9 protein-coding genes are annotated in these 12,226 nt (G+C 58.9%); 4 read left to right on the top strand and 5 right to left on the bottom strand.

Features of this window, described 5'->3' with window-relative positions:
* The first annotated feature begins 15 nt into the window (after nt 1–15).
* The 3 genes from dcd (at nt 16) to ACWNMW_RS04265 (ending at nt 3,858) form a co-directional block, all read left to right on the top strand.
* On the top strand, nt 16–597 hold the full coding sequence (dcd, locus tag ACWNMW_RS04275; RefSeq protein WP_034500512.1) for a dCTP deaminase: 582 nt from the start codon (nt 16–18) through the stop codon (nt 595–597).
* A 2-nt stretch (nt 598–599) separates the two neighbouring features.
* Nucleotides 600–1,889 (top strand): hypothetical protein, encoded by a 1,290-nt coding sequence (locus ACWNMW_RS04270; RefSeq protein ID WP_449490147.1) that lies wholly within the window; start codon nt 600–602, stop codon nt 1,887–1,889.
* A 79-nt stretch (nt 1,890–1,968) separates the two neighbouring features.
* Nucleotides 1,969–3,858 (top strand): Ig-like domain-containing protein, encoded by a 1,890-nt coding sequence (locus tag ACWNMW_RS04265; RefSeq protein ID WP_449490146.1) that lies wholly within the window; start codon nt 1,969–1,971, stop codon nt 3,856–3,858.
* 227 nt (nt 3,859–4,085) lie between these two features.
* Here the strand turns inward: ACWNMW_RS04265 and ACWNMW_RS04260 are convergent, their stop codons facing one another.
* The 5 genes from ACWNMW_RS04260 to ACWNMW_RS04240 form a co-directional block, all read right to left on the bottom strand.
* Nucleotides 4,086–4,343 carry a DUF3073 domain-containing protein gene (locus ACWNMW_RS04260; RefSeq protein ID WP_034500508.1) on the bottom strand — a complete coding sequence of 86 codons (258 nt, stop codon included), beginning with the start codon at nt 4,341–4,343 and terminating at the stop codon, nt 4,086–4,088.
* A 142-nt stretch (nt 4,344–4,485) separates the two neighbouring features.
* Nucleotides 4,486–4,818, bottom strand: a complete 333-nt coding sequence (locus ACWNMW_RS04255; RefSeq protein ID WP_449490145.1) for a DUF3618 domain-containing protein — start codon at nt 4,816–4,818, stop codon at nt 4,486–4,488.
* A complete protein-coding gene (locus tag ACWNMW_RS04250; RefSeq protein ID WP_449490144.1) occupies nt 4,808–5,242 on the bottom strand; it encodes a phage holin family protein in 435 nt (144 codons plus the stop codon). The genes ACWNMW_RS04255 and ACWNMW_RS04250 overlap by 11 nt, the downstream gene beginning before the upstream one ends.
* A 93-nt stretch (nt 5,243–5,335) precedes the next feature.
* A complete protein-coding gene (locus ACWNMW_RS04245; RefSeq protein ID WP_449490143.1) occupies nt 5,336–6,715 on the bottom strand; it encodes a hypothetical protein in 1,380 nt (459 codons plus the stop codon).
* Between the two features lie 60 nt (nt 6,716–6,775).
* Entirely contained in the window at nt 6,776–7,522 is a 747-nt protein-coding gene (locus tag ACWNMW_RS04240) for a TetR/AcrR family transcriptional regulator (RefSeq protein ID WP_449490142.1), read from the bottom strand.
* A 58-nt stretch (nt 7,523–7,580) separates the two neighbouring features.
* Between ACWNMW_RS04240 and ACWNMW_RS04235 the strand changes: the two genes are divergently transcribed.
* Complete coding sequence (locus ACWNMW_RS04235) at nt 7,581–12,191, top strand: acyl-CoA dehydratase activase-related protein (protein ID WP_449490141.1); 4,611 nt, start codon at nt 7,581–7,583, stop codon at nt 12,189–12,191.
* Nucleotides 12,192–12,226 lie beyond the last annotated feature (35 nt).

The raw sequence follows: 12,226 nt of genomic DNA, 5'->3' as shown, positions 1-12,226 counted from the left end.
TGCGAGAATGGCACCATGCTGCTCAGTGATCGCGATATTTCGGCAAGCCTTGATAGTGGACGAATCCAACTGGATCCGCTGGACCGCTCTCTGATTCAACCCGCAAGTATTGACGTGCGCTTGGATCGGCTTTTTCGGCTTTTTGACAACCATCGCTACTCGGTAATCGACCCCGCGGCCGACCAATCCGACCTCACCCACAGCGTCGATGTGGGGCCGGATGATCCCTTCGTCCTTCACCCCGGCGAATTCGTGCTGGGCGCAACCTACGAATTGGTCACCCTGGGCGACGACATTGCGGCTCGCTTGGAAGGTAAGTCTTCGCTTGGACGCCTTGGCCTTCTCACCCACTCCACCGCTGGCTTCATTGACCCCGGTTTCTCGGGCCACGTGACCTTGGAGCTGTCGAATACTGCGACCATGCCGATCCTTCTCTACCCGGGAATGAAGATCGGCCAGCTGTGCTTCTTTGATCTGTCGTCTCCCGCCGAGCACCCCTACGGAAGTGAGGGCCTCGGCTCGCACTACCAGGGACAGCGCGGCCCCACGCCCTCGCGCACCCACCTGCGCTTCACTCGTACCCGTATCGAGCGCTAATCGTGGGACAGGAAGCTTCTCTGCCGCCTCGTCGCCGGTCATTTCGCGAACGAATGGATGCGGTCCCCGCTGGGGAAGCGCACGATTCCGCGCGTGGCGGTGGAGAATCCGCGCTGAGTCAGACTGCTTCGCATCCTTTGACGCAGACCTCGATGACTTCAGTGGGCGGGCTGCGTGCTTTTGATACCGCTCTGCGCGTGAACGACACCGGCGAGATCCGCATCGATGATCACGTGGCACGCGTATCTATGGGCGCTTCGGCGGGCGAGCGGGAGATTTTGCCGCTGCCCCTTGAGCTTGCTCAGGATCACCACCTTTTCTGCGTGGGTGCTTCCGTCGAGGACGATGAGCTTGAGGCGCTTGCCGTTTCCGCTTGGGACGAGGCCCATTGGGTGGCTCCCGGACGCCTGCACCTGCGCGGGGGAGTGGAATTGTCCGGCCCCTGGTCTCTTCCCGTCAATGTTCGAGGCGAACTTGGCTTGGGTGCGGATCTGACCAGCGCGTGGGTTTTGGAGTGCGAGCCGATGCGAGGCGCGCGTGTTCCCGAGGAATTGCGCGGCAGCGATCGCTGGGCTGAGGCTTTCCCCGAGGGACTGCCCTTCGGTACTGAGTACCAGGTTTTGCTTGTGCTGGAGCGGATGGCTCGTCGCCTTGCGGGTGCGTTGCGCATCGCGGGCAGTGGTCGCATTATTCAACCCGATCCGGATTCCGCGGTGTCCTTGGCGGTCTACACGCCGCGCTGGCTGGGTCCCGCCCAGCTTGCCGAGGCCTTGTCTTCCGCCTTCCCCGAGGTCATCGATTCGCGTGAGCTCATTGGTCAGGATGCGCCTCCTCAGACGCGCCGGGAAGCCGCAGCAGAGAGGGAGCTTCGTTCTGTGGCTCCCGAGCTCAGTGATGAATTGCGCGAGGCGCTGGCTCGTGACCGTGAGCGTGCAGAAGCTTCGGAGCAGGTAGTTGATGGATATGCGCTGCTGACCCCCATTGCCAATCAGTCGATGATGATGATCGAGGCGCACCAGGTCGAGCGCGCTCCCCACGTACTGCGATGGGAACAGTGGGCGCAGGGGGCAGTTATTGAGTATCGACTGCGGTGGCTCCCGAAGGGGCAGGTCCAGATTCCTGAGGCGATTGTCACACGCAGTGAGCGCTTGGAACGGATGCGATCGATCCGCGATATTGAATCCGCGGCAACTATTATCCATGCGGTTACAGGCGGAGCCGTGGTTGATGAGGATGATTTTTTGGTCTCGCTGGATGATAGTATTGATGCTGATCACAGCCAGTTCGTCTGAAAAAAGCCTATGAAATTCGTGCTCAGGTGCTGTATTCTTTAAGAGTATTTATTCACTCGTGAATTATGGAGTTTTGACTGTGTCAAACCTACGCACGAAACGCGCTGTGTCAGCGCTTGCAGCACTGACACTTGCGGTTGGTGGTATCGGGGCTGTTGAGGTTCTTTCCGATCATGCCCCCGCCGCGGTTGCAGCAAGCTGCCCCGCGCCCACAACCAATATCACGTCCAAAGTGACGATCAGTGACCCTGAGCTGACCGATCAAAACGGCACCCCGAAGACAAGTTTCACTGTCGGAGCGACCGTTGGTTTCAAGGTGAAGTGGTCTACCAGCTCGAAGGTTCACGCCGGCGAGTACTTCCAGTACAAGGTTTCGACTCAGTCCGCTAAGCCGATCATGCCCTTCAACTTCGACGTGAAGTCTTCGACGGGCACAATCATTGGCTGTGGCACCTGGGACCAGGATGGCAACGTCAAGGTCGTCTTTAACGATGCGGCCGAAGGCGCAGCCTCTTGGGACGGTTGGGTGATCACTACCGCACAGCTGACCCTGTCCAAGAACGAGGTCGGTAAGAAGCAGCCTTTCAAGCTGACCGAGACGAAGTCGGTTGACGTTGATATTCAGCCTGGAATCGGCGTCGGCGTGGATTTCCGCAAGGACGGCTGGCTCTTCAACATGTACAACAGGAACCGCACGCTTGCGTGGCGTATCACGGTTCCCGGTGGTGATACTGGTCTGAAGAACGTCAGCGTTGTTGACAACTCCGAAGACACGAAGTGGGACTTCAACTGCGATGATCTTGAACCGCTGTTGAAGAACAACGAAGCGAATCTCAAGCTTGTCGACTCGGTCGCAAACGGCTACAACGGCCCAGATGTGTCTGGCGGAGCAATTCGTCAGAACGCGACTATCAGCTGCTCGGCGAACAAGCTGGAAATCAAGCTTCCCGAGGTTCCCGCAAATAAGTTCGCGATCATTGTTCTGTACGGTCACACCCCCGAGGTTGTTTCCGGACACTACTGGAACACCGCGACTATTACCGCGAATGATATGGAAACCCGCACGGTCTCTGCTCAGGACGTCGTCCTTGGTGCAGATGCAGGCGCCGCAGCACGTCAGGTCTTCTCTATTGCAAAGAAGGTCGATGATTCTGCCGCAGCGCTGACCGAGAACCCAGACTTCACTTTCGAGGTCACCCTGAAGGGCCCTGGTGTTGACAGGACTGAAACGATCACTGTTAAGAAGGGACAGACCTACACCTACCCGGACAAGCTGCCTATTGGAACAAAGGTCAGCATCAAGGAAAAGAACCTTCCCGATGCAAGTGTTCTGTGGGATAACGCGACCTCCGGTGTCTTTGATCAGTCCGAGGGTGTGACCTTGGGTGCAGACAAGAAGACTGCAACCCTGACAATCAATCCTGAAAAGGATTACACCGCAACGGTGACGAACGTGACCAAGCCGAAGCCGACGCCTTCGCCGACTCCGTCCACCACGACACCGACGCCTTCGCCGACACCTTCAACGACGACGCCAACCCCGTCTCCGACTCCGTCGACGACCACTCCGGTTCCGACCCCGAGCACCACCACCCCGGTGCCCACTCCGTCCACGACGACTCCGGTGCCGACGCCTTCCACAACGACGCCTGCACCGACTCCGTCGACGACCACTCCGGTTCCGACCCCGTCTACGACTACCCCGACTCCTGCAGTGAGCACGACGCCCACGCCTTCGCCGTCCACTTCGACGGCGCCAAGCCCCTCAACGTCGACCACTGCCTCGGTGCCTCCCGCACCCTCAGACTCGAATCCTCCGGCGGTTCCGCCGAGCACTCCGGATAAGCCGAAGAATCCCAAGTCTCCTCTGGCAAAGACCGGTGCAGACAGCGGAATCCTCTTGGGAGCAGGCTTGGCCGCTCTCCTTGCTGGTGGTGCGGCAATCGCATCGCGTCGCAGGATGGGCTGACCATCTAGCGAGCTGACGCTATAACGCAGGTCCCGGTGGCGAGAGAATTCGCCACCGGGACCAGTGTTTTATTCGGGTAAAAGAGTGTGCTGATGCTCCTTCAAGCCTCGAGGAGGCTGATAAACGCCAGAGCGGCTCCACCCCTGTGTGCATGAGAAACGCCGTCAGAAGGGTACAACAAACCCGTCTGACGGCGTTTCCGTATGTCTTAAAGCGGAAGAGTTTGGCTACTTTCGCGATTGCGAAGAAGGGGACGTCCAGTAATCTTCGTCATCCCAATGATCATCATCTGCAGACTGGTCATCTTCGGCGTAATCCGCGTAGCGCGCGTACAGATCATCTTCGTCTGTCTGCTGCTCTTCGCTATGCGCCTCGTGCCCGGCTGCAAGCTCCCTTTGGAGTGCATCCAGGTCGGTGTCAGGGCTGAAATACTTCAGCTTTCGTGCGACTTTCGTCTGCTTGGCCTTTTGACGGCCGCGCCCCATGGCGTCGACCCCCTCTACGTCGGTCGGGTCCGCACAAGCGGTGCCCTAGGTGTTCAAAATGTTTCGTGGGAACATCATACCTAAAAACGATGCCCGATCCCCACCTGAAGTGCTAGGTGGAGCCAAAATTACGCGCTCAGCGCTAGAAGTTCGCGCGAGACCTCTTGATGCGCGAAACGACTCGCCATGCGACAAGACCGACAACTGCAGCCGTGGAGCAGGCAACAATTCCCAGAGTCTTGAGAGCTTCAGGATCGCCTTCGCGAGCTTGCTCGGTGATCAAACGGGCGCGGATTTTAAGCTCTTCGACCTTGAGGCGAGCCTTATTCTTGGCCTGCTCGATCTGGTAGGAAGGCTGAAGCTGGCCAACAAGCTGATCGACGGTCTGCGTCAGCTCTTCGCGGGTTGCCCGCAGCTGCGCCTCGATTTCTGCGGCGCTGGGGGCGGGAATCTGTGCCTGCTGATCATTGCTCATCTTTGTGAGCTCCCTTCTTCAAGGCATCCATGCTTTCCTTCAAGCCATCTTGAGGATGGGGAACATGCGCACGTGACTTCTTGAGCTGTGAAATTCCAGCGAGTGCAAGGATCAAGACGAAGAAGAAGATTCCGCCACATACGATCAAGGACGCTGCCCATGCGGGAAGAACCAGGGCCAGGGCCAGCTCAATGCTGTGGAACATCCAGCCCAGACCGTAGAGTGCAAGAACGCCAGCAACGGCCAATGTGCCGATTCCTGCCTTTGTGTAGTTCAGGAACGTCATTGCCTGAGTCTTTGCCAGTGCAATTTCTCCACGAATCAACGAAGAGATCTGCCCCGTCATGCGGCCAAAAAGCTCGCCAATGCTGGGAGGCTGAGACCCGGAGGGAGTCTGCCCAAATGAGGGATGGTCGTTGCTCATACCTGCATCGCTTCCTATGAAGATGGGCACCGAAGTGCAGTCACCCTCTCATTTTGACACGAATTAGCCGCGAGTAGGACTCAAAGTCGCGAGTTACTCACCCTCGGCCGTTGAATCCTCGCTATCGGGGATGACCGATCCAGGTAGCTCGCCCAAAATCTTTTGCGCATGCTCAATCAGCGCCCGTTCTTCCGGGCTTGCTTCTGCAGCAGTGGGCAGATCCTCGTTGAGCTGCTCCTTGAGCTCATCGCCCAGCGAAGCCCGTGCCTGCTCGATGCGATGGAAGCGGCGTGCTTGCTCGATTGCAGCTAACGCGATCTCCGCAGTTTCCGGGTTCTCTTCCCACTGCGAGGGCAGGGGAGTGGGCAAGGGTGAGTCCGCTGTTCGTATGACGCGCGTGGTCAGCGGGTGCCAATTCGGCGTCGCTGTGCCCTTTTTGCTCATTGCCGAGGCGGAAGCATCGTCTTCCCCGTCCCCCGCGGTGTCGGAAACGGTAGTTTCGTCACCTTCCGAGGCCGCGGGCGTGACATTGATGGACGAACTTTCCTCTGCGGGTGCTTCGGAATCGTCAGCGGCTTCATCTTCAGTGGGTGACTCCGCCTCGTCGGCGAGGGGGTCTTCCTCCGAAGCGGGGACGGGCACATCAGAAGTAACAGGCTCACCTGCTCGGGGAATGGGGCCGAGGTAGGCACTGGGATTCTCGTTAATGGCATCGCAGGCCATGCGGATGAAGTGTGCATCAAGGCCGGCAGCGTCGGCGACGATCGTGCTATTGGCAACGATGAGCACGCGCTGAGCCAAGGCGGCGGCCTCGGGGCTGTCGGTGAAGAAGACGACGCATGCGCCGCTGGCACGAAGAAGTTCGCACGCCTCGGAGAAATCCTCAAAGGAGGGCGCATCTTCGGTCTGGATGGGGAAATCGCTGACGACAACCAAATCGGCACGGTAGATCAGTGCGCGAAGGACCTGGAACTTCAGGAGGTCAGTGGCGCTGACATCGCGCGCGATTCGATCGAGATCAACGCCAAGCCGCGTGGCCCGCCGGCGGATTTCACCCGGATCGACGATCTCTCCCATTGCGGCGCAGGGAACAATAAGGTTCTGGGACAGCGTCAGGGAGGGAATTAAAGCCTCGTCCGGGGAAATGAGAACGCTGCGGCTGCGCGCTGGCATCCACACCGAGCCCGCGTCCAGCGGGCGCAGGCCGGCTAGGGCAAGGGCGATTGAGCGCCTACGCACTGCCTGTGGGTCAAAAACGGCGACCGTCGATCCGGTGCGCAACGCAAGATCGGTGTCTTCTAGGTAGTGCGCCTTGCTGACCGAGTCGATAACGCTGGCGCTGCGAGCGAAGTACATGACTCTTCCGCCGACACTGCCAGATGCCGTGCTCCTGCGTGTTCGCCACCAGCGACGCTTGGGTCGCGAGGCAACAAAGGCAGCGCGTTCTTCATCGGTGGGGGCGTGAGTTGTCATAGTGCAATTGTGCCAATAGCAGTGCTTAGTTGCGGCGTGCGCGCGCCGAAAAATGGCAGTTTACTGCGGAAGAAGAGAGACGAAGATTTCGTCGATGCGCTCTTGGATGAATGGGGTAAGGGTGGCGTGGATTCGTTGGCGTGGCATGCTTGCAAGGGGTTCCAAGGCAATGATGTAGCGCATTGTTACGACTCCGTAGAGCATTGATAAGAGGAGCTCAAGCATTTCCCCGAGGCGGCGCGCATCGGCGGGATCTGCGGCCAAGAAGTGGCTCACTTGTTCAAGAACATCGCCGCGCATGTAGGTGCGGAAACGCTGTGATGTTGAGGTGTCGGTGGTGAGAGCGCGCATGAGGGCGGTGAGCGTTTCTGAGGTCAGTTTGTGCTCATACAGATCGAGGACGTAATCCACGAGGCGTCGCGCCGCATCTTTGGGTCCTGGCATGAGGAGTGCGATGATTTCCGAGGCCGGATCGAGGGGGAGATCCATGCAGGCGCGGAAGAGCTTTTGCTTGGTGTTGAAGTAGTAGGTGATCAAAGCGGGATCACAGCCTGCGCTACGGGCAACCGAACGCATCGTCGTGTGGTCGTAGCCCTGAGTAACGAACTCGCTGCGCGCAGCTTCGATGATGCGTTTTTTGATTTCTCCGCGGGAAGCGGAGGGACCTCGATGGATTTTTGAAAGAGGAGATGTTTCTTTATTCAATTCAGAAGTTTCAACATCTGATGAAACTTCTGAGGGCTCCTTCAGGGAATCCGAAGGCTCTTTTCGCTGTTTTTCTGCCTTTATTTCCCTTGTTTCACTCATGCCATCAGTCTAATTTCAACAGTTTGGAAATTAGAAATCTGCGTCATAGTTTCGCAGTATGGATACGCAGATCATTGAAGGCTCACGTCTACACGCCGAAAGTACGCCCGAGCACCCGTGCCAGCTCGGTATTGATGTGGGCTCAACGACGGTCAAAGCCGTTGTCTTGGACGGCAACCGCATCCTCTTCTCCGACTATCGCCGCCACAACGCTGATGTTCGCGCCGAACTCGGACACCTCCTCGAAGACATCGAGGACATCTTCCCGGGACTGGTCGTCCAAGCTGCGATCACCGGTTCGGGCGGCCTGACGACAGCCCGCGCAATGGGCATCCCCTTCGTTCAAGAAGTCATCGCCGGAACGGAATCCACCCAGCGGCTCCACCCAGAAGTCGACGTCGTCATCGAATTGGGCGGTGAAGACGCAAAACTCACCTACCTTCACCCCACACCCGAGCAGCGTATGAACGGAACCTGCGCGGGTGGAACCGGAGCATTCATCGACCAGATGGCCACACTGCTCCACACCGACGCCTCGGGACTGAACGCGCTGGCCGAAGCGCACACTCAGCTCTACCCGATCGCCTCGCGATGCGGTGTCTTCGCGAAATCGGATATCCAGCCACTGATCAACCAAGGCGCCGCGCACGAGGACCTCGCGGCCTCGATCTTCAGCGCGGTCGCAACTCAAACCATTGCAGGTCTGGCTTGCGGTCGCCCCATCCGCGGAAACGTCATGTTCCTCGGCGGCCCGCTGCACTTCCTCCCTCAACTTCGCGAGGCCTACAAGACCCTGCTCCCCAAGGCAGAATCCTTCATCACCCCGGAAAACGCGCAACTGTACGTCGCTATCGGGGCTGCGCTCTTGGCCTCGAAAGAAGCAAAGAAACGAGGCGAAGAAGAAGGAAACGCACTCGAGCAACTGATCGACCGCCTCGCCACCGCACACGTCGAAGCGGAATCCGCGCGCATGCGCCCCCTCTTCGCAACCCCGGAAGAAAAAGAAGAATTCGTCCAGCGCCACGCGCAAGAAGTCATCCCCAAGGCCGACCTCTCGCAGGCCCGCGGGCGCTGCTGGCTCGGAATCGACGCCGGTTCAACCACCATCAAAGCCGTCGTCATCGACGAAGACGACCGGATCGTCTTCACCCACTATGTCTCGAACGAAGGCGACCCCGTCGCTGCGGCCGTCAACATCGTCCGCCGCGTTCGCTCGGAGCTGCCCGAAGGCACCGTGATTGGTCGATCCTGCGCAACCGGATACGGCGAAGGTCTGGTTACCGCGGCCCTGACCATGGACGAGGGCGAAATCGAAACAATGGCGCACTATCGCGCCGCGGAATTCATCCAGCCCGGTGTCACCTCGGTCATCGATATCGGCGGCCAAGACATGAAATACCTGCGGATCAAGGATCACACAGTCGATTCAATTTCCGTCAACGAGGCCTGCTCCTCGGGTTGCGGGTCCTTCCTGCAAACCTTCGCGCAGACCATGGGAACCGATGTGCGAAACTTCGCGCAGATGGCAATGGAATCGAGCAGCCCCGTTGACTTGGGAACGCGCTGCACGGTCTTCATGAATTCATCGGTCAAGCAGGCGCAAAAAGAAGGTGCGGATGTGCGCGATATCAGCGCCGGTCTGTCCTACTCGGTCGTGCGTAATGCCCTGTACAAGGTCATCAAGCTCAAGGACCCCTCGGATCTGGGCGAACGCGTCGTTGTCCAGGGTGGAACCTTCCTCAACGACTCGGTTCTTCGCGCATTCGAGCTGCTCACCGGCCGCGAGGTTGTTCGCCCCGATATCGCCGGACTCATGGGCGCTTACGGTGCGGCGCTTACGGCCCGCATGCACGATAGTGGCGAAGGTGAGTCGACGCTCGCGCGCGTGGAAGACCTCGAAGACTTCCAAGTCGAGACCACACGCAAGACCTGCCGCCTGTGCCAAAACCACTGCCAGATGACGATCTCGACCTTCTCCAACGGAGAAAGGCATGTATCGGGGAACCGTTGCGAACGCGGGGCAAGCCTCGAAAAGGTCCCACGCAAGTCGGACCTACCCAACCTCTATGACTGGAAGTACAAGAGGATCTTCGGGTACCGACGCCTCACCGAAGCCAAAGCATTCCGCGGAGACATTGGTATTCCGCGAGTTCTAGGCATGTACGAAAACTACCCCTTCTGGTTCACAATGCTCACCGAGCTCGGCTTCCGCGTCATGATTTCTGGCCGAAGCAACCACGAGCTATTCGAACAGGGAATGGAATCGATCCCCTCCGAAAACGTGTGCTACCCGGCCAAGCTCGTCCACGGACACATTGAATCCCTGCTGGACAAGGGGATCACAACGATTTGGTACCCCTGCGTTGATTTCGAGCAAAAGCTCACCGACGCGGATAACAACTTCAACTGCCCGGTCGTTGCAACCTACCCCGAAGTTATCCGCAACAACATGGAACGCCTGAATGAGCCGGGCGTGAAGTTCATCAGTCCCTTCATCAACTTCGGCAACCGCGACTACCTACCCGCACACCTCGTGCGGACCTTCGCGCAGTATGGCTACGACATTAGCGTCGAAGAAATGACTCGCGCACTGGACAAGGCGTGGGAAGAAGACGCAGCGGTCAAGGCTGAAATCAAGGAAAAGGGCCGCGAAGCACTCGAGTGGATGCGCGAACACGGAGTGCGTGGAATTGTCTTGGCGGGCCGTCCCTACCACCTCGATCCCGAAATCAACCACGGTATCCCCGAGGTCATCATTGGCCTGGGAATGGCCGTCCTCACCGAGGACTCCATCATCGACCAGCGCCTGGAGCGCCCCCTTCGCGTGCGCGACCAGTGGTCCTACCATTCGCGCCTGTACGAGGCCGCCGCTCGCGTGGGCGATGAGCCCGACCTTGAGATGGTCCAGCTCAACTCTTTCGGTTGTGGCGTTGATGCAATCACCGCCGACCAGGTCCAAGAGATCCTTGAGGGCCGAGGCGACGTGCACACGGTCCTCAAGATTGACGAGGTATCGAACCTGGGTGCCGCGAAGATTCGCCTGCGTTCCCTGGAAGCGGCGGTTGCGGAGCGAGGAACCATGGCCTCGGGAACGATCGACACCGCGGTCCACGAGGATCCCGCATCCGTTGCTGCGCGCGAAGAATCCGAGCAGGTCAAGGCCGGACACATTGAAGCGCGGGCCGTCTTCACCGAAGAGATGCGTGATGCGGGATATGAAATTCTTGCCCCGCAGATGTCGCCCATCCACTTCCGTTTCCTGGAGCCGCTCTTCAGGCGTGCGGGGCTCAATGTTCGAGTCCTTGAGCACACGAGCCGTCAGACCATGGAAACGGGCCTGAAGTACGTCAACAACGACTCCTGCTATCCGGCGATCGTCGTCATCGGTCAGCTCATTGACGAATTTGTGTCGGGTCGAGCAGATCCCGATAAGACTGCAGTCGGCATCACGCAGACCGGCGGAATGTGCCGCGCAACGAACTACGCTGCACTGCTGCGTAAAGGCCTGCGCGATGCGGGATATCCTCAGGTTCCAGTCATTGCGCTTTCCGTTCAGGGGCTGGAAGACAACCCCGGCTTCAAGATTGGAATTCGCCATATCCACAAGGCGATTCAGTCCTTCGTCATCGGCGATGCGATCCAGTCGATGCTTCTTCGCGTGCGTCCTTACGAGGCCGTGCCCGGAAGCGCGATGGAGCTGTACCGTCGCTGGGATCAGATCGTGCGCGAGTGGGTCGTCAGTGATCGCTCTGAGACCTTGGGACGCGTCGGTCCGACGGGTCTCCTGACGGGGCGCCTGCGCTATTCGACGCTGATCAAGCGCTGTGTTGCAGAGTTTGATGCCCTGGAATTGCGTGATATTCCGCGTAAACCGCGCGTTGGGCTGGTGGGAGAGATCCTTGTGAAGTTCCACCCCGATGCGAATAACCACGCGGTTGACGTCATCGAGGCCGAGGGCTGTGAGGCGGAACTTCCCGGACTCATGCAGTTCTTCCACAATTCGGTTGCGACCGCGGAGTGGGATTACGAAAACCTGGGTATCGACGGCAAACAGCGCAAGATCTTGCCCATGGCCTTGTGGCTCCTCAAGAAGTATGAGGTTCCGGTCCATCGCGCCTTCGAAGAGACGAATGGGAAGTTCGAACCTCACCGCGATATCGAAGAGATGATCTCGCGCTCGGAGGACATCGCGCGCCTCGGTAACCAGGCCGGTGAAGGTTGGTACCTCACGGCTGAGATGGTCGACATGATCGAACACGGATGCCCGAACATCATCTGCGCGCAGCCATTTGCATGCCTACCGAACCACATCGTTGGAAAGGGCATGTTCCGCGCACTGCGCAACCGCTACCCGCAGGCAAACATTGTCGCGGTCGACTACGACCCGGGCGCCTCGGAAGTCAATCAGCTCAACCGAATCAAGCTGATGCTGGCAACCGCTGTACAACAGCACAATGCCGCCGAGCGCGATGGTGAAGACGATGGCGTGCTGCAGTTGGTCGGGATTGATTTTGATTCCGAAGACCTGGGAGGCGAGGTCGTCGCTGGTGCCGCCTGCGGTGGTTGCGGGTGCGGATCCGGTGGTGGTTCCTCTGATGGTGAGGGACGCCGCGTGGTCGGCTTGGGAATGCCCGCGATGCCGCCGAGGCGTGGTGCCGCTTTCCGCTGAGGTGAGTGTGAGCTTGCTGGCTGGGTAGCGCTTGC

This window comes from Actinomyces sp. Marseille-QA0893, assembly GCF_976954355.1.
This window is presented reverse-complemented; position numbering and strand designations above follow the sequence as displayed.

What these genes read in the sequence shown, in the direction of transcription:
- ACWNMW_RS04260 (WP_034500508.1), bottom strand. Translation starts at nt 4,343, where the DNA reads ATGGGGCGCGGCCGTCAAAAGGCCAAGCAGACGAAAGTCGCACGAAAG.
- ACWNMW_RS04240 (WP_449490142.1), bottom strand. Translation starts at nt 7,522, where the DNA reads ATGAGTGAAACAAGGGAAATAAAGGCAGAAAAACAGCGAAAAGAGCCT.
- ACWNMW_RS04235 (WP_449490141.1), top strand. Translation starts at nt 7,581, where the DNA reads ATGGATACGCAGATCATTGAAGGCTCACGTCTACACGCCGAAAGTACG.
- ACWNMW_RS04255 (WP_449490145.1), bottom strand. Translation starts at nt 4,818, where the DNA reads ATGAGCAATGATCAGCAGGCACAGATTCCCGCCCCCAGCGCCGCAGAA.
- ACWNMW_RS04245 (WP_449490143.1), bottom strand. Translation starts at nt 6,715, where the DNA reads ATGACAACTCACGCCCCCACCGATGAAGAACGCGCTGCCTTTGTTGCC.
- dcd (WP_034500512.1), top strand. Translation starts at nt 16, where the DNA reads ATGCTGCTCAGTGATCGCGATATTTCGGCAAGCCTTGATAGTGGACGA.
- ACWNMW_RS04250 (WP_449490144.1), bottom strand. Translation starts at nt 5,242, where the DNA reads ATGAGCAACGACCATCCCTCATTTGGGCAGACTCCCTCCGGGTCTCAG.